Source organism: Tepidimonas sp. HKU77, from assembly GCF_049728535.1.
GTDB lineage: Bacteria > Pseudomonadota > Gammaproteobacteria > Burkholderiales > Burkholderiaceae_C > Tepidimonas.
Map to the genome: position 1 here is coordinate 393,986 of NZ_CP187300.1, position 24,137 is coordinate 418,122.

Consider the following 24,137-nt stretch of genomic DNA (forward strand, 5'->3'; position numbering starts at 1 on the left):
ATCAGTAGTAGCTGCTGCGACCGCCGCCGTTGCGGCCGCTGCGGCCCTCGTAGCCGGACGACGGACGTACCTCGCGCGGACGGGCCACGTTGACGGTCATGGCACGGCCTTGCAGCGACGAGCCGTGCAGGCCGTCGATGGCGGCTTGCGCCTCGGCGTCGGTCGCCATTTCGACGAAGCCGAAGCCCTTGGAGCGGCCGGTGTCGCGGTCGGTCATGACCTTGGCCGACTGCACGGTGCCATAGGCGCCAAAGCTGCGCGCCAGGGCTTGGTCATCGGCGGAATACGGCAGGTTGCCGACGTAGAGTTTGTTGTTCATGGAGAACGTCCTTCAGAGAAAAAACGCGGGGCCGGTGCCGGTGGTGGCGCCACGCAGGGTCGCGCCGGATGATCGCGGGCCCGCTGAGGGTCGATCAACGCGTCCTGCGACGCGCCGGTGTGGGAGCGGCACCCGAGCGCGGCTCGAGGTGACGGAAGGTGATGCGCCCTTTGCTCAGGTCGTAGGGCGACAGCTCCAGCGACACGCGGTCGCCGGCCAGAATACGGATGTGGTGCTTGCGCATCTTGCCGCCCGAGTAGGCCACCAGACAGTGGCCGTTTTCCAGGGTGACGCGGTAGCGCGAGTCGGGCAACACTTCGTCCACGGTGCCGCGCATCTCGATGAGTTCTTCTTTGGCCATGGGGCCTCCTGTGGGCGTGTAGCACGCCCGGCGCCGAAACGCATCGGCTGATGGTGAAGCTCGCCGGGGTAAGATACGCTGAAACAGGGGGCCGAGGGCCGGGCGAACCGGATGGCCAGTGCGGTGTTGAGGGAACCGCCAACCGTGGACAACGACGCTCGCGAGGGAAAGCAACTCGCGACGTGCCACTAATGTAGCACGCTTTTGCACCCCGCGGCGCGCGGGGTGCAAAAAATATTCACCCCTGTCTCAAGCCCGCGTCAGCGGCACATAGACCTCGCCCCCGGCGGCGCGAAACGCCTGCGCCTGCTCCTGCATGCCGCTGGCCAGCGCCTGCCGCTCGTCGATGCCCTGCTGCGCCGCGTAGGCGCGCACCTCTTGCGTGATCTTCATGCTGCAAAACTTCGGGCCACACATGCTACAGAAGTGCGCCACTTTGGCGCTCTCCTTGGGCAGCGTCTCGTCGTGAAATTCGCGCGCCTTGTCCGGGTCGAGCCCCAGGTTGAACTGGTCTTCCCAGCGGAACTCGAAACGCGCCTTGGACAGCGCGTTGTCGCGGATTTGCGCCCCAGGGTGGCCCTTGGCCAGGTCGGCCGCGTGCGCCGCCAGCTTGTAGGTGACGATGCCCTCCTTGACGTCTTGCTTGTTGGGCAGACCCAGGTGCTCCTTCGGGGTGACGTAGCACAGCATGGCCGTGCCGTACCAGCCGATGGTGGCCGCGCCGATGGCGCTGGTAATGTGGTCGTAGCCGGGGGCGATGTCGGTGGTCAGCGGCCCCAGGGTATAGAACGGCGCTTCGTCGCACCACTGCAGCTGCAAGTCCATGTTCTCTTTGATGAGCTGCAAAGGAACGTGGCCGGGCCCTTCGATCATCACCTGCACGTCGTGCCGCCAGGCGATTTGCGTCAGCTCGCCCAGCGTCTTCAACTCCGCCAACTGCGCCTCGTCGTTGGCGTCGTAGATGGAGCCAGGGCGCAGGCCGTCACCCAGGCTGAAGGCCACGTCGTAGGCCTTCATGATCTCGCAGATTTCCTCGAAGTGGGTGTAGAGGAAGTTTTCCTGGTGGTGCGCCAAACACCATTTGGCCATGATGGAGCCGCCGCGGCTGACGATGCCGGTCAGGCGCTGCGCGGTCATGGGCACGTACGCCAGCCGCACCCCGGCGTGGATGGTGAAGTAGTCCACCCCCTGCTCGGCCTGCTCGATGAGCGTGTCACGGAAGATCTCCCACGTCAGCTCTTCCGCGCGTCCACCCACCTTTTCCAGCGCCTGATAAATCGGCACCGTACCGATCGGCACGGGGCTGTTGCGGATGATCCACTCGCGCGTCTCGTGGATGTTTTTGCCGGTGGACAGGTCCATCACCGTATCGGCCCCCCAGCGGATGGCCCACGTCATTTTGTCCACTTCCTCGGCGATGCTGGAGCCGAGCGCGGAATTGCCGATGTTGGCGTTGACCTTGACCAAGAAATTTCGGCCGATGATCATCGGCTCGCTCTCGGGGTGGTTGATGTTGGCCGGGATGATGGCGCGGCCGCGCGCAACTTCGTCACGCACAAATTCGGGCGTGATCTCGACCGGGATGCGGGCCCCGAACGCCTGCCCCGGATGCTGGCGCGCGAGCATGGCCGCCATTTTTTGCCCCGTGGGGCCAGCGGCACGCAACGACTCCAGGTATTCGGCACGGCGCTGGTTTTCGCGGATGGCGACGAACTCCATCTCGGGCGTGACGATGCCGCGGCGCGCGTAGTGCAGCTGGGTCACGTTGGCGCCGGGCCGCGCGCGCCGCGGTTGGCGCTGCAGGCCCGGAAAGCGCAGCGCCGCCAACGCCGGATCGGCCGCCCGCGCGCGTCCGTAGGCACTGCTCGGCGCAGGCAGCTCCTCGGTATCGCCGCGTTCCTCGATCCAGCGCTGCCGCAGCGCGGGCAGGCCGCGGCGGATGTCGATGCGGGCATCGGGGTCGGTGTAGGGCCCGGACGTATCGTAGACGAAGATGGGCGGATTGGGCTCGGCGCCGAACGCGGCTGGCGTGTCGCTTTGGCGGATTTCTCGCATGGGCACGCGGAGGTCGGGGCGAGAGCCGGTCACATAGATCTTGCGCGCGTTGGGGAACGGCTGCACGGCCGCTGGGTCCACGTGGGCGGCTTCAGCCTGAAAGGGTTCGACGGGGGCATTCATGATAGAGGCTCCTTCGGGGCGGGGTGGCGATACGGCTCCGAAGGCGGCCTCTCGAGAGGAGCGGTCCAAAGACCCTTTGGGCCTCCGACCAGCGCCCACCTCGTACAGGCGGCTGCGGCTCTTCTTTCGCCGGTATGAACCGGATCAAGTTCGCGGGTTCGGCCCATGGCCATCTCAGCCCACCGTTGGCGGACACCCCGGAGCACGACTCGATTGTAGAGGGCAAGCCCGCGTCCGCGGCCACAGGCGCCGCAAACCCACGCCGCACAGGGGTTGCGCCCCCGGGTCAGCCGGTGCCCACCGGGGTCGGGTCGTCGTTGCGCCGATCGTGGTACCGCAGCGTGAGCCGGCCTTTGCCGTCCCCCTTGGACGTGTACATCAAGCGATCGGCCGCGGCCAGTAGCGCCGGCAACGGATGTGCCCCTCGAAACAGCAGCGCACCGAGGCTGACCGAGACCGCCACGCCTGCGTCCGCAAGCGGAATGGGCTCGCCCAGTTTTTCCAGCAACGCCAGCCCGATGCGCCGCACCGTGGCTTCCGCTGGCCCCGGCTCGGGGCCCAGCTCGGTCAGCAATATCACAAATTCGTCACCCCCCAGTCGCCCCACGGGATCGACCGCTCGCACCATCGCGCGCAGCCGGGCCGCCACCTCGACCAACACGGCGTCGCCCGCCTCGTGCCCGCGAGTGTCGTTGATGGTTTTGAAATCATCCAGATCGACGAACAGCAACGCCGCCCAGCCCGGATCGCGCTGCTGCCGCAGCAGGACTTGCTCGATGCGGTCGAACAGCAAGCGCCGGTTGGGCAACGCCGTCAGAGGGTCATGGAACGCCAGGGCCTGCAACTCGGCCTCGCGCGCTTTGAGCTCGGTGATGTCGCGCACGAGCGCGATGAAACGCAGCGCGGCCCCTGCAGGCGCGGTCTTGCGCGCCATGGAACACTCGAACCAACGTTTCCCGCCCGGCAAAGTCATGGCGTATCGGTAGCCGTTGGCCTGCCCGGCGCGCGCTGCCTCGGCCATGGCGGCCTCGGTCAAGTCGGCCACCGCCGGGGGCAGCAGATCGCGCAGGTGCCGACCCACGATCTGTTCGGCAGGCACGTACAGCCATTCGGGGCGCGGGGCGTGTACGTGGCGGAAGATGCCGTCGGCGTCGATCTCGAACATCAGGTCCGGCAACGCCCGCAGGGTGGCGTCGAGCTCGGCTCCCGCCTCGTGCAAGGCCATCTCGGCACGCTTGCGTGCGGTGATGTCGACCGCTACGCCGGTGTAGCCCAGAAAGCGGCCATCCTCGCCCCGGCGCGGCACCCCGCTGATGCTGGTCCAAGACGGCTCGCCGCGGCGAGTGCGCCACTGCAGCTCCAGACCCCGGAACGGCTCGCGCCGCCACAGGGATCGCCAGAGCCGGCGCGTGCGGCCGTCGGGCTGCAGCCACACGTCACTCTCCCACGGTCGGCGGCCAACGAGCGACGCCAGCCACGACAATCGGCCGGGGTCACCCTGCAGGGGCTGGGCCTGAATGACGCGCAGGCTGGCGTCGGTCGCCCACACCCAGTCGGCCACCAGGGCCAGCAGGGACGACTCGTCCACCGCGCCTGCGGAAGGCGGCGCGGGGAGGGAGTCTGACTGTGAGCGGGGCATACGATTGCCACTGAGGATTTTGCTCTAAAACTGCCAAATATAACACCAAGCGGCGACGCGCGCCATCCCCCAAACAGGGGAGGCGCGCGTCCGCTGGTGGCCCCGGGAGGAGCGGCGCGTCACGGCTGCAGGTCGTACCGGTCGGCGTGCATCACCTTGACCCACGCAGCCACGAAGTCGCGCACGAACTTCTCACGCCCATCGTCCTGGGCGTACACCTCGGCGTAGGCGCGCAAGATGGCGTTGGAGCCGAACACGAGATCGACGCGAGAGGCGGTGAAGCGCACGCGACCGCTGGCGCGCTCGACGATCTCGAAGCGACCATCCCCCAGCGGCCGCCAGGCGTAGGTCATGTCGGTCAGGTGCACAAAGAAGTCGTTGCTCAGCACCCCCACCCGGTCGGTGAACACTCCGTCGGCCGAGCCACCATGATTGGCCCCCAGCACGCGCAGGCCGCCCAGCAACACCGTCATCTCCACCGCCGTCAGCCCCATCAGCTGGGCGCGGTCGATCAGCAAATCCTCGGGCGCCACGCCGATGCCGGGTTTGACATACTGGCGAAACCCGTCGGCCACCGGTTCCAACCAGCGAAACGACGCTGCATCGGTCCACGCTTCGGTGGCGTCACCGCGCCCCGCGACGAACGGCACCTCGATGGGCACACCGGCTGCCTCGGCCGCCATCTGCACGCCCACGTTGCCGCCGAGCACGATGACGTCGGCCACGCTGGCGCCATACTCACGGGCGATCGGCTCGAGCACGGCTAGCACCTTGTCCAGCCGCTGCGGCTCGTTGGCCGACCAGTGGCGCTGCGGTGCCAGGCGGATGCGCGCCCCGTTGGCACCGCCGCGAAAGTCGGACTGGCGGAAGGTGCGCGCGCTGTCCCACGCCGTGGCCACGAGCTCGCCCACACTCAAGCCGCTGGCGCGGATGCGCGCCTGGATTGCGCCAACGTCGATGTCACGGGGCCCCGGCGGTACCGGGTCTTGCCACAATAAATCCTCTTTGGGAGCACGCGGGCCTATGTAGCGCGCACGCGGTCCCATGTCGCGGTGGGTGAGCTTGAACCAGGCGCGCGCAAACGCCTCGGAAAATGCCGCGTGATCGCGCCAGAAGCGCTCGGCGATCGGGCGGTAGATGGGGTCCATCTTGAGCGCCATGTCGGCATCCGTCATGATGGGCAGGGTGCGGCGCGAGGGATCTTCGGGGTCGGGCGGCATGTGCTCGGGGCGGATACCGATCGGCTGCCATTGCCACGCGCCCGCAGGGCTCTTGGCCAACTCCCACTCATAGCCGAAGAGCAGCTCGAAGTAGCCGTTGTCCCAGCGCGTGGGGTGGGTGGTCCAGGCACCTTCGATGCCGCTGGTGACCGTATCGCGGCCGATGCCGCGGCTGGCGTGGTTCATCCAGCCCAGGCCTTGCTCTTCGATCGGCGCTGCCTCGGGCGCCGGCCCCAGGTTGGCCGCACTGCCGTTGCCGTGTGCTTTGCCCACCGTGTGGCCACCCGCGGTCAGGGCCACGGTCTCCTCGTCGTTCATGCCCATGCGGGCAAAGGTCTCGCGCACATGCAGCGCGGTCTTGAGCGGGTCGGGCTGGCCATTGACCCCCTCGGGGTTGACGTAGATGAGCCCCATTTGCACCGCCGCCAGCGGGTTTTCCAGCGTCTCGGGCCGCTCGACGTCGGCGTAGCGCTGCTCGCTGGGCTGCAGCCACTGGTGCTCCGGCCCCCAGTACACGTCTTTTTCCGGGTGCCAGATGTCCTCACGGCCGAAGGCAAAGCCGTAAGTCTTGAGCCCCATCGATTCGTAGGCCACGTTGCCGGCCAGGATCATCAGGTCGGCCCACGAGAGCTTGTTGCCGTATTTTTTCTTGATCGGCCACAGCAGCCGACGCGCCTTATCCAGGTTGGCGTTGTCGGGCCAGGAGTTGAGTGGTGCGAAGCGCTGGTTGCCCGTGTTGGCCCCGCCGCGGCCGTCGGCGACCCGGTACGAGCCGGCCGCATGCCACGCCATGCGGATGAACAGCCCGCCGTAGTGGCCGTAGTCGGCCGGCCACCAGGGCTGGCTGTCGGTCATGAGCGCGCGCAGGTCGCGCTCGAGCGCTTCCACGTCCAGCGTGCGCACCGCGTCGCGGTAGCGAAAACCGGGCAGCGGGTTGGTTTTGGTGTCGTGCTGGTGCAGGATGTCGAGGTTGAGCGCATGGGGCCAGGGAGCGGTCGGCGCCTGGGCGGGATCCTGGCGGGTGACGGCGCCGTGGTGGAAGGGACAGCCCCCGCTGCGGGCAGGTTGGGAAGCGTTCATGTTCATCTCCAGTGAGCGATGTTTCATCGATGACGTCAATCGAAAAATATTTTTCAATTGACAGATCTACTGTAGCGCGACCTCCCCGGCCGTGGATTCACTTCTGTCTATGGCCGCCATAGCGGATGCACGAACGCTCGATCGGGTTATGATGACCGTGTATCCACCCGCGGCCCCGCCGCACGAGGAGCGACGCGATGCAATGGCTGGTCTTGGGTCTGATCCTGTTTCTGGGCATGCACTCGGTACGCATCGTCGCCGACGACTGGCGCAGCCAGATGATCGACCGCATCGGCTTGGGCGCCTGGAAAGCGTTGTACTCACTGGTGTCGCTGCTGGGATTGGTACTGATCGTCTGGGGCTACGGCCTGGCGCGGCACAACCCGGTCACGCTATGGGTGCCGCCGGTGGGCATGGCCCATGCCGCCTCGCTGTTGACGCTGCTGGCCTTCGTGTTGCTGGTGGCGGCGTATGTACCGGGCAACGCCATCAAGGCCCGGCTGCAGCACCCCATGGTACTGGGCGTCAAACTGTGGGCCTTCGCGCACCTGTTGGCCAACGGCACGCTGGCCGACGTGCTGCTGTTCGGCGGCTTCCTGGCCTGGGCCGTGCTCGACTACCGCTCGGCTCGCCGTCGCCCTGCAGGCCAGCCCGACGACGATGACGATGATGCCGCCGACGTGGCCGAGGTGCGGGGCGCGCGCAGCGCCCTCGCGCCCACGGTGGCCACCGTGGTGGTCGGTGTCGGCGCTTGGGCCGTGTTCGCCTTCTGGGCCCACGGCGCCCTGTTTGGCGTGCGGCCATTCGGTTGAGGCGCCCAGAGCGTGGATGGCCTGGCGCTGCGCCTCGGGTCATCGTTGGGACATAACACTCCACGCCAAACAGGTGTGCGGAACGCCCGCAAACGGCGCAAGACTCGCACAAGGCATTGACGATGACCAGTTTGATGACTATAGTCACCTACGTGGTCATCTGCAGGAGAAAGCGCCGTGCCGACCATTCAAGCTTCCGAATTCAAGGCCAAATGCCTCGCTCTGATGGATTCAGTGGCCACCACCGGCGAGATCTGGGTGGTGACCAAGAATGGCAAACCGGTGGCGGAATTGCGTCCCTATTCCGGGCAACGCATCAGCCACCCGTTTGGCCTACACCGCAACCTTGACATTCGTGGTGACGTACTGGCGCCACTGGAAAACGATCTCTGGAAAGCGCTGGCGTGATCATCGACACCCACACCCTGTTGTGGATGGATCGCGACGACCCCGCGCTCGGGGCGCGAGCGCGGCAGCGAATCCAGGCCGACTGGCTGGCTGGGCAGGTGGCGGTCAGCGCCATCAGTTTTTGGGAAGTGGCCATGCTGGCGGAACGCGGCCGCATCGTGCTGCCCATGCCGGTCGGGCTGTGGCGCGAGGACTGGTTGCGTGCTGGCCTGGTGGAAATCCCGGTCGATGGCCGCATCGCCTTGCTGTCGACCCAGCTCGAGAACCTGCATCGCGACCCCGCCGACCGCTTCATTATGGCCACCGCCATCGACCGCAACACGCCACTGGTGACCGCCGACCGGCTGATCCTGGATTGGGTCGGCACCCTCGAGCGCATTCCGGCCGACCAGTAGAGCGGCGCCATCATCGCACCCCCGGAGATCAATCAGCCGGATGGGCTGACTGTGCGGTATCGTAGCGCCCTACCATCGCGGCAGCACCGGCGGCGGCGATGGCCGCCAGCAGCCCCATGACGAACACCGCGGCTAGCCCGAAGCGGCTGCTCAGCCAGCCGCCCAGCGCGCCCGCCACCACGCCCGAGGCGCCGTAGCCGATCAGGGCATACAGGGCCTGCCCGCGCGCGCGCAGCCGCCCCGGAAAGTGTCGATGGATGAGCGCGACGCACACCGTGTGGTGCGCGGCGAAGGTGACGGCGTGCAGCCCCTGCGCCAATGCCAGCACCGGCCACCACCCGGCACCCCAGGCCGTGGCCGCCATGCGCACGGCGGTCAGCACCGCGGCCAGCAGCAGCCACTGCGGCAGCGCCAGCCGCGGCAACCACCGCCCCTGGGTGAAGAACCAGGCCACTTCCACCACCACCGCCGTGGCCCACAGCGCGCCGATGGCGCCCTTGCCGTAACCCAACCGGTCCAAATAGAGCGAGAAAAAAATGTAGACGAGGACGTGCGCCAGCACGTGCCAGAACAGGGCCACGAAAAACCACGCCACCGCGGGCTGGCGCAGCACCGGGCCGACGCGCGCTGGCGCGGCGCTGGCGGCCAGGGGCGCCTGCCGCCACGGCGGGATGGCCCACACGGCCGCCACCACCAGCACCAGGGTTAGGTTAGCCCAGAGAGGAAAGCCACCCAGCCCATGCCGCTCGAACCACACGCCCGCGGCCAGCACGGTCAGCAAAAAGCCCAACGAGCCCCACAGGCGCACGCGCCCGTAGCGACCCGCGTCGAAGCGCCCCGCCGCGCCCATGGCGTGCGCGAGCACGGTCTCCGACAGCGGCATCATCGCGCTGGTGTGGGTAAACAGCAGCAACAGCACCAGCGGCAACCACCAGGGGGCGGGTTGCCACCACAGCCCCAGTGAGATCCCCAGCGCCACCCCGGCACACACGCGCAGCCAGCGCACCGGGTCGCCACTGCGGTCGCTGAGCCACCCCCACAGGTAGGGCGCGAACAGCCGGGTGGCCGACTGCAGCGCGGTCAACAAGCCGATGGCCCACAGTCCATAGCCCAGATGCTGCAACCACAGCGGCAGGTACGGGTTGAAAAACCCGATGTGCGCGAAATACCCCGCCGAGAGCGCCGCAAACGGCCACAGCGAGCGCGCGGGGGCAGCAGGCGCCGCCGCCTGTGCGCTCATGACCGCGTCGTCGGGTCGGTCGGCGCCTGCGCCGCCACGGGCCCGGGCACCACCCGCACGTCACCGCACTGCGCGCGGTGGCGCAGCGCGTGATCCATCAGCACCAGGGCGAGCAAAGCCTCGACGATGGGCACGGCCCGGATGCCCACGCACGGGTCGTGACGCCCTTTGGTGATGACCTCGGTGGGGGCGCCCGTGGTGTCGATGGAGGGACGCGGCACCAGGATGGAGCTGGTGGGCTTGATGGCCAGCGTCACCACGATGTCCTGCCCGGTGCTGATGCCCCCGAGCACGCCACCCGCGTGGTTGGAGACGAACCCCTGCGGGGTGATGGCGTCGCCGTGCTCGCTACCGCGCTGCGCCACGCAGGCAAAGCCGTCACCGATCTCCACCCCCTTGACGGCGTTGAGCCCCATCATGGCGTGCGCGATGTCGGCATCGAGCCGGTCATAGATGGGCTCGCCCAACCCGACTGGCACCCCTTGCGCCACCACGCGCAGTCGGGCACCGACCGAATCACCAGCCTTGCGAATCTCACCCAGGTACGCCTCGAGCGCGCTCACGTCGGCCGTGGGCGCGAAAAACGGGTTGGCGTCGACATGCTCCCACCCTTCGAACGGCACGGCAACGCGGCCGATCTGCAACAAAGCACCGCGCACCACGGTGCCATAGTGCTCGCGCAGCCACTTGCGGGCCACGGCACCAGCCGCGACGGTGGGCGCCGTCAACCGCGCCGAGGAACGCCCACCGCCGCGCGGATCGCGAATGCCGTACTTGTACCAATAGGTGTAGTCGGCATGCCCGGGCCGAAAGGTCTGTGCGATGTCACCATAGTCCTGACTGCGCTGGTCGGTGTTGGCGATGAGCAGCGCGATCGGCGCACCCGTGGTGCGACCTTGGTAGACCCCGCTGAGGATCTGCACCTGATCGGCCTCGCGCCGCTGGGTGACGAACTTGCTGCTGCCCGGACGGCGCCGGTCCAGATCCGGCTGGATGTCGGCCTCCGACAGGGCCATGCCGGGCGGGCACCCATCGATGACACAGCCAATGGCCGGTCCGTGCGATTCGCCGAAGTTGGTGACGCGAAACAGGGTGCCCAGGGTGTTGCCGCTCATGCCCGCCATTATCCCGCAGCGCGTCGATCATGGCCGGCACCCAAGTCGGCCAACAGCAATGCGCCTTTGGTCATTTGTTGCAAGCCTCGGCGCAGCTCACTGATGGCGCGCAACCAGGCGTCCATCGCGTCCAGTGACAACGCGCCCTGGGCGCCGGCACGCAGCAGCGCATCTTTGAGCACGGCGTAGGCGTCTTCGGCCTCGGTCAGCGCCGCCTCCAGGGCGGCCGGATCGTCGGCCACGTCGCCCTGCAGCGGGGTCAGCAGCGCCTGTGCCCGCTGGCGAAACGCCGCCAGTTCCAGCCGCGGCACGCCGGGGGCCACGGCCGGCCACGGTGCCAGCGCTTCGGCCGCTTCTTCGGCCTGCTCGACGGCTTGGTCGGCATAGCGGGCCACGCGCAGCAGTTGCGGCAGTTGCGCCGCGCCATCGCGCCCCAGTTCGGTGCGCTGCAGCGCCGTCACGAATTCGCCCACGGCCCGCTGCAGCCGACGCGCGACCGTGCGCGCCGCTACCAGCCGCGCGCGCCGTTGCGCCTCGTCGGCGTCCGGCGCCACACCGGCCGTCGGCCCGGCCAACGCGGGCAGATCGCATACCGTGCGCAGGGCGCGCGCCGCCAACCCTTGCAGGCGGTGCAGCTCGCGTGCCAGAGCTTGCAGGGCCAGGGCCGGCACGGTCAGCACGTTCGGGTCCAGGTAGCGGGGCCGGGCCTCGTCCTCCTCGGCGGCGCGAAAGCGCCCCTGCAGCCAGCGCGTCAGGGTCGGGGCCAGTGGCCACATGAGTGCCACCCCCATGACGTTGAAGGTGGTGTGAAACATCGCCACCGTCAGGGCGGGCAGCGGCGGCAGCCCCAGTGCCGCCTTGGCCTGCAGCAGCCACTGCACCAGCCACGGCAGCAACAGCAGCGCCACCACGCCCGTCAGTACGTTGAAGACCACGTGCGCCGCTGCCGCACGCCGAGCGTTGGCCGTGGCCTGCAGCGCCGCCAACACTGCCGTCACCGTGGTGCCGATGTTGGCGCCAATGACCACGGCGGCGGCCCCCTGCGCGCTGATCAGCCCCGCCTGAGCGGCGCTCAGCGCCACCGTCAGCGAGGCGCTCGAGCTTTGCATCAGCACGGTCAACACCAGCCCCACGAGCAGTTGCGCCAGCACTGCCGTCCATCCCATGCCGGACGGCAACTCGATGCGCCGCGCGACGTCGTCGAAGCCGTCCTTGAGCACCTCGATGCCCAAGAACAGCAGGCCGAATCCCGCCAGTGCCGTGCCCAGCGCGCCGCGCCGCGCCGACGCGCCGCTGACGCGCAACCCCACCCCCAGCCCGATGAGCGGTAGCGCCAGCGCGTCGATCTTGACGCCAAACCCCAGCAGCGAGACGATCCACCCCGTCATGGTGGTGCCCACGTTGGCGCCGAACAGCACCCACAGCGCACCACCCAGGTTCAGCAACCCGGCGTTGACGAAGCCGATCGTGGCCACCGTCACCGCGCTGGAGGATTGCACCACCGCCGTCACCAGCACGCCGGCCGCCAAGGCGCGCCAACGCGTGGCGGTGGAGGCGGCCAGGATGCGCTCCAGCGACGGCCCCGCCGCCAAGCGCAGGCCCTCGGTCATGAGCTCCATGCCGAGCAAAAACAGGCCAATGCCGCCCAGCAAGGCGGCGGCCACGGCCCAGGCGCCGTCCGCCATGGCCGCTCAACTCACCCGGGCTGACCGCTGGTCTGCGAGGCGGACTCGGCCGCCGGGGCGTCGTCCTCGGGCCAGTCGCGGATGTAGGCCTTGAGCATCTTGTTCTCGAAACTCTGCGACTCGACCACCGCCTTGGCCACATCGTAGAAGCTGATCACGCCCATGAGCATGCGGTTGTCCATGACCGGCATGTAGCGTGTGTGGCGCTCCAGCATCATGGGGCGCACGTCGTCGAGCTCGGTCTCGGGCGTGCAGGTCATGGGGTGATCGTCCATGATGCTGCGCACCGTGGTGGTGCCCACCGTGCCGCCATTGCGGGCAATGGCGCCGATCACCTCGCGAAAGGTAAGCATGCCCACCAACTCGCCGTGCTCCATCACGGCCAGCGATCCAATGTCGAACTGGGCCATGGTCTCCACCGCACGCGCCAGCGTCTCGTCGGGCGAGACGGTGTAGAGAGTGCCGCCTTTGACGCGCAAAATGTCACGGACTTTCATGGTGAGGGCTCCTGTTGTCACGGGGGTGCAGCGGGCGCGCTGCCGTGCAAGCTAATATAGACCACAACACGAGGAGACACCATGCCCGGTTACACCGATCCCGGCTTCGACACGCTGGCGCTGCACGCGGGCGCCGCCCCAGACCCTGCCACTGGGGCGCGCGCCGTGCCCATCCACCTGACCACGTCGTACGTCTTTGCCTCGGCCGACCATGCCGCGGCCCTGTTCAACCAGGAGCGAGCCGGGCACGTCTACAGCCGCATCAGCAACCCCACCACCGCGGTGCTGGAGCAGCGTGTGGCCGCGCTCGAAGGCGGCATCGCCGGCATCGCCACGGCCAGCGGTCAGGCGGCACTGCACCTGGCCATCGTCACGCTCATGGGGGCGGGCGGGCACATCGTCGCCTCCAGCGCCCTGTATGGCGGCAGCCACAACCTGCTGCACTACACCTTGCGCCGCTTCGGCATCGAGACCACCTTCGTGCCGCCGCGCGACCTGGATGCCTGGCGCGCCGCCGTGCGGCCCGAGACGCGGCTGTTCTTTGGCGAGACGGTGGGCAACCCGGGCCTGGACGTGCTGGACATCCCGGCGGTGGCCGACATCGCGCACGCCGCGGGCGTGCCGCTGTTGGTGGACTCGACCTTGACCACCCCGTGGTTGATCCAGCCATTGGCACTGGGTGCCGATTTGGTCTACCACTCCGCCACCAAATTTTTGAGCGGCCATGGCACCGTCATCGGTGGCGTGTTGATCGACGGCGGCCGCTTCGACTGGGAGCGCGCACACGCGCGCGACGGGCGCTATGCCGAGCTGACCGAACCCTACGACGGCTTTCACGGGATGGTGTTCAGCGAGGAGTCCACCGTGGGGGCGTTTGCGCTGCGCGCGCGCCGCGAGGGGCTGCGCGACTTCGGTGCCTGCATGAGCCCGCACACCGCGTGGCTGATCCTGCAGGGTATCGAGACCTTGCCGCTGCGCATGGCGCGACACGTGGACAACACGGCCAAGGTGGTGGAGTTCCTGGCCGCGCACCCGATGGTGGCGCGCGTGGGGCACCCCATGCTGCCCGATCACCCCAGCCACGCGCTGGCGCAGCGGCTGCTGCCGCGCGGCGCAGGCAGCGTGTTCAGCTTCGACCTGCGCGGCGGCCGCGCCCAGGGGCGGGCCTTCATCGAGGCGCTGCGCCTGTTCAGCCACCTGGCCAACGTGGGCGACTGCCGCAGCTTGGTCATCCATCCGGCCAGCACCACCCACTTCCGCATGGACGACGCGGCCTTGGCCGCGGCCGGCATCGGCCCGGGCACGATCCGGCTGTCCATCGGGCTGGAAGACCCCAACGACCTGATCGACGATCTCAAGCGCGCCCTCAAAGCCGCAGAAAAAACCACCTGATGCCCGGAGACCGCCCATGATGATCGACGTCCTCGGCGCGCCGCTGTACGCCTACACCGGCGGGCGCCCCCTGCAGGCCGACCGGCCCACGGTGGTGATGATCCACGGTGTGCTCAACGACCACAGCGTGTGGATTCTGCAAAGCCGCTACCTGGCGCACCACGGCTTCAACGTGCTGGCGATCGACCTGCCCGGCCACGGCCGCAGCGCGGGCAACGCACCCGCCAGCGTGGAGGAGGCGGCCCGCACCGTGCTCGCACTGCTCGATGCACTGGGCGTGGCGCAGGCGGCACTGGTGGGCCACAGCTGGGGCTCGCTGATCGCCTTGCAGGCCGCAGCCGACGCCCCGCAGCGCGTCACACACTTGGCGCTGGTGGGCACGGCCTACCCCATGCGCGTGTCCCCCGCCTTGCTGGAAGCGTCGCTGCACGACCCTCGGCGCGCCATCGACATGGTCAACGTCTTCAGCCACTCGACGCTGGCCCCGCCACCCTCGGCGCTCGGGCCCGGCACGTGGCTGTATGGAGCGTCTTGCGCGCTCATGCACGCCGTGCTGGCCAGCAACGCGCAGGTCAACGTCTTTCACCGCGGCTTCCTCGCGTGCGACCGCTACCAGGGCGGCGAGGCCGCGGCGCGCGCGCTGTGCTGCCCGGTGCAGTTCATCCTGGGCACGCGCGACCAAATGACCCCGCCCAAAGCCGCGCAACCACTCATCGACGCCGCACACGCCGCCGGCGTCCCGGTGGACGTGGTGCAGATCCCCGCCGGCCACGCCCTCATGACCGAGGCGCCAGACGGGGTGCTCGACGCACTGCGGCGGGGACTACAGGCGTGACAGCCATGGCATCGACAGCAGAACAGGCGGTCGTACCCGCCGACATCACACCACCGATGACGCCCGAGCGTGCGGCCAAAATCGGGAGCGATTTCGACCTGCGTCGGCTGCCGCCCGATTTTCTGGCCAACCCCTACCCGGTGTATGCGTGGTTGCGTCAGCACGATCCCGTGCGAGCCATGCCAGATGGCACGTGGTTTCTCACCCGACACGCCGATCTGGTGGCCGTCTACCGAGACGCTGCCACGTTCAGCTCCGACAAGCACATCGAATTTGCCCCCAAGTACGGCACCGAGTCCCCGCTGTACGAACACCACACCACCAGCCTGGTGTTCAACGATCCGCCGCTGCACACCCGGGTGCGCCAACTCATCATGGGGGCGCTGACCCGGCGCGCCATCGCCGCCATCCGCTCGACCCGCAGCGCGACGTGCTGACACGGCTCATCCAAGGCGAGCAGGATGGCGAACGGCTGACCGAAACCGAGCTGCTCCACAACGGTATCTTCCTGCTCAACGCGGGTCATGAAACGACCACCAACCTGATCGGCAATGCGCTGGTGTGCTTGCACGAGTGGCCGCAGCAGAAGGCCTGGCTACAGCAACGGTTGCGCGCTGCCCGCGACGATCCGCAGCAGTGCGACGCTGTCCTCGACGCAGCCGTCGAGGAGTTCCTGCGCTTCGAGTCGTCCAACCAACTGGGCAACCGGCGTGCGTTGCGCGATACCGAGGTGGGCGGCGTTCGGGTTCGGCGTGCACCAATGCGCGGGCCTGAACCTGGCGCGACTGGAGGGACGCATTGCCATCGGCCGCTTCTTGGCACGCTTTCCGCACTACACCTTGAGCGCGCCGCCGGTGCGCGGTGGACGCGCCCGCTTTCGCGGCTTTCTGCGCGCACCGTTTCGAGTTTGACAGGCACGGCGTTTGCTTTGATCCCGATATCCGCGGGCCTGTCCCGCGCTGCTTTGGGGTACCCGGATGTTGTCGTCTCCGATCGATCTGCTGTGGGTGCTGCTCTGTGCCGGCTTGGTCTTCGTGATGCAGGCAGGCTTTCTCTGCTTGGAGTCGGGGCTGACGCGCAGCAAGAACTCGATCAACGTCGCGGCCAAGAACATGGCGGACTTTTCCGTGGCCGCGTTGCTATTCTGGCTGATTGGGTTCGGCCTCATGTTCGGCCCCAGCGCGGGCGGTTGGATCGGCGCAGGCTTGTTTGGGTTGTTCGACCAACTGCCCGACGAACCCCACTTGCTCGGCTTCGTGCTGTTTCAGGTCATGTTTTGCGCCACCGCGGCCACCATCGTCTCGGGTGCCGTGGCCGAGCGCATGCGCTTTGGCGCGTACTTGGCATTGTCGGCATGGGTGTCGCTCATCGTCTACCCGGTCTTTGGCCATTGGGCATGGGGCGGCGCATGGGCGCCGGGTGCACGCGGCTGGCTGGCCGAGATGGGCTTCGTGGACTTTGCCGGCTCCACCGTGGTGCACAGCGTGGGCGGCTGGGTGGCGCTGGTCCCGGTGTGGCGTATCGGCGCGCGCGCTGGGCGGTTCCCGGCCGACGGGCCGCCGCCGGTGATCCCGGCCGGCAGCCTGCCCATGGCGATGCTGGGGGCGCTGCTGCTGTTTTTTGGTTGGCTCGGGTTCAATGGCGGCAGCACCCTGGCGCTGGATGGCCGCGTCCCCGGGATTTTGTTGCACACCACGCTGGCCGCCGCGGCCGGCGCGCTGGCGGGCTTGGCCGCAGGACGGCTGCTGCACGGATATTTCGAGGTGATGTACCTCATCAACGGCCTGATCGCCGGTCTGGTGGCCATCACAGCGGGCGCCCATGCGCTGTCGGCGCCCGCGGCCGTCTTCACCGGTGCCATTGGGGCATGGGTCATGGCCTGGGCCAACGAGCGGCTGTTGCGGCGACGCATCGACGACGCCGTGGGCGCCATCCCTGCGCATCTGGCCGCTGGCGTTTGGGGCACGCTGGCCGTGGGATTGCTGGGCGATCCCGCCTTGCTGGGCACTGGCTTGAGCCGAGCGGCCCAAATCGGGGTGCAAGCGCTGGGCGTGGTGGTGTGCGGCGTTTGGTGCGTGCTGGCCACCCTCGCCTTTTTGTGGCTGGTGCGTGAGCGCGATCTGCGCGTCACCCCCGATGAAGAGCGCAAGGGGCTCAACGTCGCCGAGCATGGTGCGCGCACCGAGCTGATCGAGCTGTTGGAGGCGATGGAGCGTACCCGCCAAGGCGGCGACCTGAGCCAGCGTGTCCCCGAAGAAGATTTCACCGAGGTCGGGCAAATCGCGCGCGCCTACAACCGCGTCATGCAGGCCCTGCAGGCCGCCACCGCAAACACGGTGGCGCTGGTGCGCGAAATGCGCGACGGGCTGCTGACGTTTCGGCCCGACGGCACGCTGGTGAGCCTCAACCCTGGTGCGGAAAAGCTGCTCGGCGTTCCTGCCACCGCGGCGGTGGGTCAGCCGCTGGTGCATGTGCTGCGCGAAGCGGGCCACGCGCTGCCCATCGACAGCCAACGCCTGACCCATCCTGGTGCGTCGCTGGAGCTGCGCATGGCCCGACCTGGTGCGCGATTTGCTGCGCGGCGCGGCGCCAGCCACCCGGCGAGAACACGCCTTGCTGCTGCGGCGCGACGGTGAACAGACCCCCATCATCGACACCGCTGCACCGATCCGCAACCGCGATGGCTTTTTGATCGGTGCCGTGCTGGTGTTTCACGACGTCACGGTATCGTTGAATCTGGCGCGCGAGCTCAGTCACCAAGCGACGCACGACGCCTTGACGGGCGTGCCCAACCGGCGCGAGTTCGAGCGGCGCTTGCGCGAGCTCCTGGCTCGCCCCGACCCGGCATCCCACGTCTTATGCTATCTGGATCTCGACCAGTTCAAGATCGTCAACGACACGTGCGGCCACGTCGCCGGCGATGAGCTGCTGCGCCAAATCACGCAACTCATGCGTGGCCACCTGCGCGCGGCCGACACGTTGGCGCGCTTGGGTGGCGATGAGTTTGGCCTGATCCTACAAGGCTGCGACTTGGAGCCCGCAGTGGCGCTGGCACAGCGCATTCGCGAGGCCATCGCTGACTTTCGCTTCGCGTGGGGGGAGCGCTCGTTTGGAATCGGTGTGTCGATCGGCCTGGTCCCGGTGGCAGCCCACGAGCGCGACGCCGATACCCTGTTGGGAGCAGCGGATGCGGCTTGCTACGCCGCCAAAGAGGCCGGGCGCAACCGCATCCACGTCTATCAGCCCGACGACCGGCACCTGCTCGAGCAGCAGGGTCAAATGCAATGGGTGTCACGTCTGCAATCGGCGTTGGACGAAGATCGGTTGCGGCTATACGTGCAACCCATCGTGCCGCTGCACCCCACGCCGGGCGAGCGCCCCCACGCCGAGATCCTGGTGCGACTGGAGGAAGACGGCCAACTCATCCAACCCGGGGCGTTTTTGCCGGCGGCCGAGCGCTACGGCCTCATGCCCCGCATCGACCAGTGGGTGGTTCGCAATACCCTCGCGTGGCTGAGCGATCGCGTGCGCCGCGACGGCGATCTCGACCGGGTATTTGCCATCAATCTCTCTGGTGCATCGTTGTCGGACGAACAGTTCCGACAGCACCTGCAGGCCCAACTCGAAACGTTGCAATTACCACCGGGCTCACTGTGTTTCGAAATCACCGAGACCGCCGCCGTGGCCAATTTGTCCAAAGTGGTGCATTTCATCGGGGAGGTCAAGCGCTTGGGCTGTCTGTTCGCGCTGGACGACTTCGGCAGCGGGCTGTCCTCGTTCGCCTACCTGAAGAATCTGCCGGTTGACTTCCTGAAAATCGACGGCAGTTTCATCAAAGACATCGAATCCGACCCGATCGACCTTGCCATGGTGCAAGCCATCAACACCATCGGTCATGTCATGGGGCTGCGCACCATCGCCGAGTACGTTTCGTCCGAAGCGATCCTGGCACGCGTACGCGAGCTGGGTGTGGACTACGCCCAAGGCTACCAAGTCGGCATACCGCGACCGCTCGATGCGCTGGTGCCCGTGCGCCGCATGCCGCGCTAAAGCCCCGGCCGACGGCACGGGCCAGCGTCAATCGCGGCCGCCAGGCAGCACCTGGGCCACGGGTATGCGGTCGAGGGCGAGCGCGCGCCACAATGGCTGCGTCGAGGCGGTCTTGGGCAACCACAGCCGCTGCGCCAAGTCGCCCAGGTGGCGCTCGTGCAAATCGACCAACAGCACCCAGCGCCCCTCGTCGTCACTGAGTTGCCCCACCCACCCCAGGGCCTGCAACGCACTCAGCGGCTCGTCGAGCTGCAGCGCATCGACACGCAACCGGCGCGCCAGCTGCGGCACCGACAGCCCGGGGCGCGGCGCTGCACGCGCCGCATCGAGTGCGGCCAGCAGCTCTAGCGCGAGTTGAAACGGCCAGCCCGGCGTGTCGCCGCGCCGCGCCACGCCCGCCAGTAGGCTGGGCAGGTAGGCCACGATCACCGCCCCCAGCAGCACGATCAACCACAGCAAGTAGAGCCAGACGAGCAGGATCGGCAGCGTGGCAAACGCGCCGTACACCGCCGAATAGGTGGGCACCGTGCGCAGATACCACGCCAGCGCCTGCTGCGCCAGCTCGAACGCGATGGCAACGAACACCCCGCCCACCAGCGCATGCCGCAGGCGCACCGGCGCATTGGGCACATAGCGGTACAGGGCGGCCACCCCCAGCACCACGAGGGCAAACCCCCCGATGTCGAGCAGCCAGCGGACCCCCGCATGGACGGCTGGCAGCCAACCTTTCGACACCGACAGGGCGTACGAACTGGCGCTCAGCGCCGCGGCCAGGCACAACGGCCCCAGGGTCAGCAGTGCCCAGTACACCAGCACCCGCTGCGCCAGCGGCCGCAAGCGCCGCACGCGCCAGATATCGTTGAGCTGGCGGTCGATGGTGAGCACCAGCGCCAGCGCCGTGATCAGCAGCACCAGCGCGCCGCTCCAGCCGATCTTGGCCGCGTTGGCTGAAAACTGCCACAGCGCGCTCGAAACCTGGCGCGCGATGCTCTCCGGCACCAGGGCCTCGACCATCCAGCGCTGCAGGCGCTGCTCGACGCGCGCAAACGCCGGAAACGCCGAAAAGATCGCCAGCGCCACGGTCAGCAGCGGCACCAGCGAGATGGTGGTGGTAAACGTCAGGCTGCCTGCCGCCACCCCCAGCCGGTCGCGCGCCAGGCGCTCGCGCAGCATGGCCAGCGTGGTGCGCCATGGAAAGTCGCGCAGCGCCCGCCACAGTCGGGCGCCTTCGGCCCGCCAAGGCGCTCGCCAATCGGCCTGACGACGGGCCAGGGAATGGGTCGGGGTTCGCGAATCGGTGGCGCTCATGCCGTTATCATGCCAGCCGATGACTGCCCCGTCTGCTCCCCTTGCCCCGCCGCTTGCGCCCCACCCCACCGACGAGGCGCTGCGGCTGGCCCGACGCACCCGTGCGCTGGCCGTGTCGTGCCTGCTCGCGCTCATCGTCCTAGGCCTGGCGTGGGAACTGTGGCTCGCTCCGCTGCGCCCCGGCGGCTCGTGGTGGGCGCTCAAGGTGTTGCCACTGACATTGCCGTTACCGGGTCTGCTGCGGCACCGCATGTACACCTACCGCTGGCTCAGCCTGCTCGTGTGGCTGTATTTCACCGAAGGCATCGTGCGCGCGACGACCGAAAGCGGCCTGTCGGCCCTGCTGGCCTGGACCCAGGTGCTGCTGTGTCTGGGGCTGTTTGCCGCCTGCGCGCTGCACGTGCGCTGGCGGCTGCGAGCGGCGCGCCAAGCCGCCTCCGAAGCGGCAACCACGCCCTGATGGAGATTCTGGATCCTGGACGCGCCCCCATGCCCCGCACCGATCTGCTGACCGAGCTGCGCGCCGCCGTCGGTGCTGCCCATGTGCTGACCGCTGCCGACGGCGACGACCTGACCGCTTACGAGCAAGACTGGCGCCGCCGCCACCGTGGGCGCGCGCTGGCCGTGGTGCGCCCAGGCAGCCCGCAGGAGGTGGCCGCCGTGGTGCGCCTGTGCGCCGCGCACGGCACCCCTATCGTGCCACAGGGGGGCAACACCGGGCTGGTGCTGGGCGGCGTGCCCGACACCAGCGGCCGCCAGGTGGTGCTGAGCCTGCAACGGCTGCAGCGCGTGCGCGCGCTCGACCCCGACAACCTGACCCTGACCGTGGACGCTGGCTGCGTGCTGCAAGTGGCCCAGCAGGCCGCCGAGGCTGCGGGCCTGTGGCTGCCGCTGAGCCTGGCCTCCGAAGGGAGCTGCACCATCGGCGGTAATTTGGCCACCAATGCCGGTGGCACGCAGGTGCTGCGCTTTGGCAATGCGCGTGACCTGTGCCTGGGGCTGGAAGTCGTCACCGCCGACGGCCAGCTCTGGGACGGCCTGAGCGGCTTGCGCAAGGACAACACGGGCTACGACTTGCGCCACCTGTTCATCGGCAGCGAGGGCACGCTGGGCATCATCACTGGGGCGGTGCTCAAGCTGGTGCCACAGCCCGCCGCACGCCTGACCGCGTGGGCCGCCGTGTCGGGGCTGACCGACGCCCTGGCACTGCTGGCACTGGCGCAACGCCGGCTGGGCCCGACACTGACCGGCTTCGAGGCCATGAACGCGTTCGCGCTCAGCCTGGTGGACCGGCACTTCCCCGACCTGCGCGTGCCACTGTGGCGCGAACACCCATGGTGTGTGCTACTGGAGGTGAGCGACCACGATAGCGAAGTGCACGCCCGCGGGGCGCTGGAGGCCACGCTGGCCGCGGCCATCGAGCAGGGTGCAGCGCGCGACGCCATCGTCGCCGAAAGCCTGGCGCAGGCGCGCACCCTATGGCACATCCGCGAAAGCATTCCGCTTGCCCAAGCGCAGGAGGGGCTCAACCTCAAGCACGACATCAGCCTGCCGGTGTCGCGCATCCCTGCCTTCTGCGCGGAGGCAGAAGCCGCGCTGCACGGGACCGTGCCCGGTGCGCGCGTGGTCAATTTTGGCCACCTGGGCGACGGCAACCTGCACTTCAACGTGCAGGCGCCGCCGGATACGGATGCCGCCACGTTCCTGCAGGAACACGAAGCCCACGTCAATCAGCTGGTCTACCGCCTGGTGCAGCGCCACGGCGGCTCCATCAGCGCCGAGCACGGCATCGGCGGGCTCAAGGCGGCGCTGCTGCCTGCGTTCAAGGACCCCACGGCGCTCGCGATCATGCGCGCCATCAAGCGCGCGCTCGACCCTGCGGGCCTGCTCAACCCCGGGCGCGTGCTGCTGCCCGATAATGCAGCCCCATGAGCCAGCGCCCGATCCGCACGCAGTACGAAGACTTCATGCGCCACGTCTTCGAGCACGGCACGCCCAAGACCGACCGCACCGGGGTGGGCACGCGCAGCGTGTTCGGCTACCAAATGCGCTTCGACCTGTCGGAGGGCTTTCCGCTCGTCACGACCAAGAAGCTGCACGTCAAATCCATCATCTACGAGCTGCTGTGGTTTTTGCGCGGCGAGCGCAATGTGCGTTGGCTGCAAGAGCGCGGCGTGACCATCTGGGACGAGTGGGCGCGCGAAGACGGCGACCTCGGACCCATCTACGGCGTGCAATGGCGCTCGTGGCCAAAACCCGACGGCGGCCACATCGACCAGATCAGCGAGGTGTTGCATACCCTGCGTACCAACCCCGACTCGCGACGCATCATCGTCAGCGCCTGGAACGTCGCCGACCTGCCCCAGATGGCGCTGGCGCCGTGCCATGCGTTGTTTCAGTTCTACGTGGCCGACGGCCGACTGTCGTGCCAGCTCTACCAGCGCAGCGCCGACGTCTTTCTGGGCGTGCCGTTCAACATCGCCAGCTACGCGCTGCTGACGCACATGGTGGCGCAGCAGTGCGATTTGGGCGTCGGCGACTTCATCTGGACCGGCGGCGATTGCCACATCTACCACAACCACGTGGAGCAGGTGCAGTTGCAACTGTCGCGCTCGCCCTACCCCTACCCAACGCTGCGCATCCGCCGCCGCCCGCCGACCCTGTTCGACTACGAATTCGACGACTTCGAATTCCTGGACTACCAGCACCACCCGGCCATCAAGGCGCCCGTGGCGGTGTGAGCCGCCCCTACCCGTGATGCTGTCGCGCGCCCAAGCCCTGGGACTGGTGGCCTTGACGCTGATGTGGGGCGTCAACTGGCCGGTCATGAAACTGTCGCTGCAGGAGCTCTCGCCCCTGTTCTTCCGCGCCGTGACGATGACCGGCGGCGCGCTGTGGCTGTTCGCGTTCTATCGCTGGCGCGGTGTGCGCCTGCCGCCCCGGCGCAGCGAGTGGCGCAGCATCGTCACGCTGGCACTGCCCAACATGCTGGGCTGGCACACGCTGGCCATCTTTGGCGTGGCCGCCCTGGCGTCCGGGCGGGCGGCCATCCTGGGCTTTACCATGCCGGTGTGGACGGTGCTGCTGGGGGCACTGTTCTTCGGCCAGCCGCTGACGCGGCGCACCTCCGTGGCGGCGGTGGCGGTGGTGCGGTAGGCCAGCAGCACGCCGTCTTCCCAGCGCGCGATCTCCCGGCCGCTCATGAAGATGGGCAGGCAGGCCAGCAGCGTGGCCACCCACCATCACCCACAGATCGAAGTTCAGGACAGCTTCGGAAATGGGCAGGCCACGGGGCGCCACCACGCCGGCCAGGCCCAGGCAGACAAGGATGTTGAAAATGTTGCTGCCCACCAGGTTGTCCACGACCAGATCGATGGTGCCGTTGGCGGCTGCGCCTACCGACACCGCCATCTCCGGCGCACTGGTGCCGAGGGCCACGATGGTCAAGCCTACCACCAGGGGCGAGATCCCCCAGGACAGTGACGACCGCGCGGCGCCGCGCGTGAGGCCCTCAGCCCCTGCCACCAGGACGACCACGCCAACGATGAGCAAAACGATGGACATAGCGTGGACCTCCTTCCCCGGATGCAATGTGGCGCCATC

21 protein-coding genes, 2 pseudogenes and 1 riboswitch are annotated in these 24,137 nt (G+C 68.3%); of the genes and pseudogenes, 12 read left to right on the forward strand and 11 right to left on the reverse strand.

Annotation, left to right across the window (positions count from 1 at the left end; genetic code table 11):
* Position 1: 1 nt before the first annotated feature.
* From ACPP3B_RS01810 to katG, 5 genes are all read right to left on the reverse strand, one after another.
* Complete coding sequence (locus tag ACPP3B_RS01810; protein ID WP_424859546.1) at positions 2-319, reverse strand: RNA recognition motif domain-containing protein; 318 nt, start codon at positions 317-319, stop codon at positions 2-4.
* 94 nt (positions 320-413) lie between these two features.
* Entirely contained in the window at positions 414-680 is a 267-nt protein-coding gene (infA, locus tag ACPP3B_RS01815; protein ID WP_299020257.1) for a translation initiation factor IF-1, read from the reverse strand.
* Between the two features lie 249 nt (positions 681-929).
* Positions 930-2,858 carry a phosphomethylpyrimidine synthase ThiC gene (thiC, locus tag ACPP3B_RS01820; RefSeq protein ID WP_424859547.1) on the reverse strand — a complete coding sequence of 643 codons (1,929 nt, stop codon included), beginning with the start codon at positions 2,856-2,858 and terminating at the stop codon, positions 930-932.
* Positions 2,859-2,962: 104 nt separating this feature from the next.
* Positions 2,963-3,068: riboswitch (TPP riboswitch) on the reverse strand.
* 76 nt (positions 3,069-3,144) lie between these two features.
* On the reverse strand, positions 3,145-4,446 hold the full coding sequence (locus tag ACPP3B_RS01825; RefSeq protein WP_424859548.1) for a diguanylate cyclase domain-containing protein: 1,302 nt from the start codon (positions 4,444-4,446) through the stop codon (positions 3,145-3,147).
* A gap of 170 nt (positions 4,447-4,616) precedes the next feature.
* The gene (katG, locus tag ACPP3B_RS01830; protein ID WP_424859549.1) at positions 4,617-6,797 is read right to left on the reverse strand and encodes a catalase/peroxidase HPI; all 2,181 of its coding nucleotides are present in this window, start codon (positions 6,795-6,797) and stop codon (positions 4,617-4,619) included.
* A gap of 197 nt (positions 6,798-6,994) precedes the next feature.
* On the opposite strand from katG, the gene ACPP3B_RS01835 reads away from it, so the two are divergent.
* From ACPP3B_RS01835 to ACPP3B_RS01845, 3 genes are all read left to right on the forward strand, one after another.
* Positions 6,995-7,609 (forward strand): NnrU family protein, encoded by a 615-nt coding sequence (locus ACPP3B_RS01835; protein WP_299021528.1) that lies wholly within the window; start codon positions 6,995-6,997, stop codon positions 7,607-7,609.
* Positions 7,610-7,786: 177 nt separating this feature from the next.
* Complete coding sequence (locus ACPP3B_RS01840; protein WP_299021530.1) at positions 7,787-8,017, forward strand: type II toxin-antitoxin system Phd/YefM family antitoxin; 231 nt, start codon at positions 7,787-7,789, stop codon at positions 8,015-8,017.
* Positions 8,014-8,412: a type II toxin-antitoxin system VapC family toxin gene (locus ACPP3B_RS01845; RefSeq protein ID WP_424859550.1), complete on the forward strand. Its 399-nt coding sequence runs from the start codon at positions 8,014-8,016 to the stop codon at positions 8,410-8,412. The genes ACPP3B_RS01840 and ACPP3B_RS01845 overlap by 4 nt, the downstream gene beginning before the upstream one ends.
* A gap of 28 nt (positions 8,413-8,440) precedes the next feature.
* Here the strand turns inward: ACPP3B_RS01845 and ACPP3B_RS01850 are convergent, their stop codons facing one another.
* The 4 genes from ACPP3B_RS01850 to ACPP3B_RS01865 are packed head-to-tail and all read right to left on the reverse strand — an operon-like array spanning position 8,441 to position 12,949.
* Positions 8,441-9,652, reverse strand: a complete 1,212-nt coding sequence (locus ACPP3B_RS01850) for an MFS transporter (RefSeq protein WP_424859551.1) — start codon at positions 9,650-9,652, stop codon at positions 8,441-8,443.
* A complete protein-coding gene (gene aroC, locus ACPP3B_RS01855; protein ID WP_299021538.1) occupies positions 9,649-10,767 on the reverse strand; it encodes a chorismate synthase in 1,119 nt (372 codons plus the stop codon). Before aroC ends, ACPP3B_RS01850 begins: the two co-directional genes overlap by 4 nt.
* 8 nt (positions 10,768-10,775) lie before the next feature.
* A complete protein-coding gene (locus ACPP3B_RS01860; protein ID WP_299021539.1) occupies positions 10,776-12,452 on the reverse strand; it encodes a Na/Pi cotransporter family protein in 1,677 nt (558 codons plus the stop codon).
* A gap of 11 nt (positions 12,453-12,463) precedes the next feature.
* Positions 12,464-12,949: a CBS domain-containing protein gene (locus tag ACPP3B_RS01865; protein ID WP_424859552.1), complete on the reverse strand. Its 486-nt coding sequence runs from the start codon at positions 12,947-12,949 to the stop codon at positions 12,464-12,466.
* Positions 12,950-13,030: 81 nt separating this feature from the next.
* Here ACPP3B_RS01865 and ACPP3B_RS01870 point away from each other — a divergent pair, with 81 nt between their 5' ends.
* The 5 genes and pseudogenes from ACPP3B_RS01870 (at position 13,031) to ACPP3B_RS01890 (ending at position 19,226) form a co-directional block, all read left to right on the forward strand.
* A complete protein-coding gene (locus ACPP3B_RS01870) occupies positions 13,031-14,341 on the forward strand; it encodes an O-acetylhomoserine aminocarboxypropyltransferase (protein WP_424859553.1) in 1,311 nt (436 codons plus the stop codon).
* A 16-nt stretch (positions 14,342-14,357) separates the two neighbouring features.
* Positions 14,358-15,176 (forward strand): alpha/beta fold hydrolase, encoded by an 819-nt coding sequence (locus ACPP3B_RS01875; RefSeq protein WP_424859554.1) that lies wholly within the window; start codon positions 14,358-14,360, stop codon positions 15,174-15,176.
* Between the two features lie 56 nt (positions 15,177-15,232).
* Positions 15,233-16,087, forward strand: a pseudogene (locus ACPP3B_RS01880) (cytochrome P450).
* Positions 16,088-16,153: 66 nt separating this feature from the next.
* Positions 16,154-17,812 (forward strand): ammonium transporter, encoded by a 1,659-nt coding sequence (gene amt / locus ACPP3B_RS01885; protein ID WP_424859555.1) that lies wholly within the window; start codon positions 16,154-16,156, stop codon positions 17,810-17,812.
* The gene (locus tag ACPP3B_RS01890; protein ID WP_424859556.1) at positions 17,739-19,226 is read left to right on the forward strand and encodes an EAL domain-containing protein; all 1,488 of its coding nucleotides are present in this window, start codon (positions 17,739-17,741) and stop codon (positions 19,224-19,226) included. Before amt ends, ACPP3B_RS01890 begins: the two co-directional genes overlap by 74 nt.
* Positions 19,227-19,253: 27 nt before the next feature.
* On the opposite strand, the gene ACPP3B_RS01895 is transcribed toward ACPP3B_RS01890, so the two are convergent.
* Positions 19,254-20,534: a YihY family inner membrane protein gene (locus ACPP3B_RS01895; protein ID WP_424859557.1), complete on the reverse strand. Its 1,281-nt coding sequence runs from the start codon at positions 20,532-20,534 to the stop codon at positions 19,254-19,256.
* A gap of 19 nt (positions 20,535-20,553) precedes the next feature.
* On the opposite strand from ACPP3B_RS01895, the gene ACPP3B_RS01900 reads away from it, so the two are divergent.
* Genes ACPP3B_RS01900 through ACPP3B_RS01915 form a run of 4 tightly spaced genes read left to right on the forward strand, consistent with a single transcriptional unit; the run spans position 20,554 to position 23,690 of the window.
* Complete coding sequence (locus ACPP3B_RS01900) at positions 20,554-20,994, forward strand: DUF2069 domain-containing protein (RefSeq protein WP_299020840.1); 441 nt, start codon at positions 20,554-20,556, stop codon at positions 20,992-20,994.
* Positions 20,995-21,023: 29 nt separating this feature from the next.
* On the forward strand, positions 21,024-22,466 hold the full coding sequence (locus tag ACPP3B_RS01905) for an FAD-binding oxidoreductase (protein ID WP_299020838.1): 1,443 nt from the start codon (positions 21,024-21,026) through the stop codon (positions 22,464-22,466).
* Complete coding sequence (locus ACPP3B_RS01910) at positions 22,463-23,275, forward strand: thymidylate synthase (protein ID WP_424859558.1); 813 nt, start codon at positions 22,463-22,465, stop codon at positions 23,273-23,275. Before ACPP3B_RS01905 ends, ACPP3B_RS01910 begins: the two co-directional genes overlap by 4 nt.
* Positions 23,276-23,291: 16 nt before the next feature.
* Complete coding sequence (locus ACPP3B_RS01915; RefSeq protein WP_082668429.1) at positions 23,292-23,690, forward strand: DMT family transporter; 399 nt, start codon at positions 23,292-23,294, stop codon at positions 23,688-23,690.
* A 141-nt stretch (positions 23,691-23,831) separates the two neighbouring features.
* Here ACPP3B_RS01915 and ACPP3B_RS01920 read toward each other — a convergent pair.
* A pseudogene (locus tag ACPP3B_RS01920) lies at positions 23,832-24,098 on the reverse strand (calcium/sodium antiporter); the annotation flags it as partial.
* Positions 24,099-24,137: the final 39 nt, after the last annotated feature.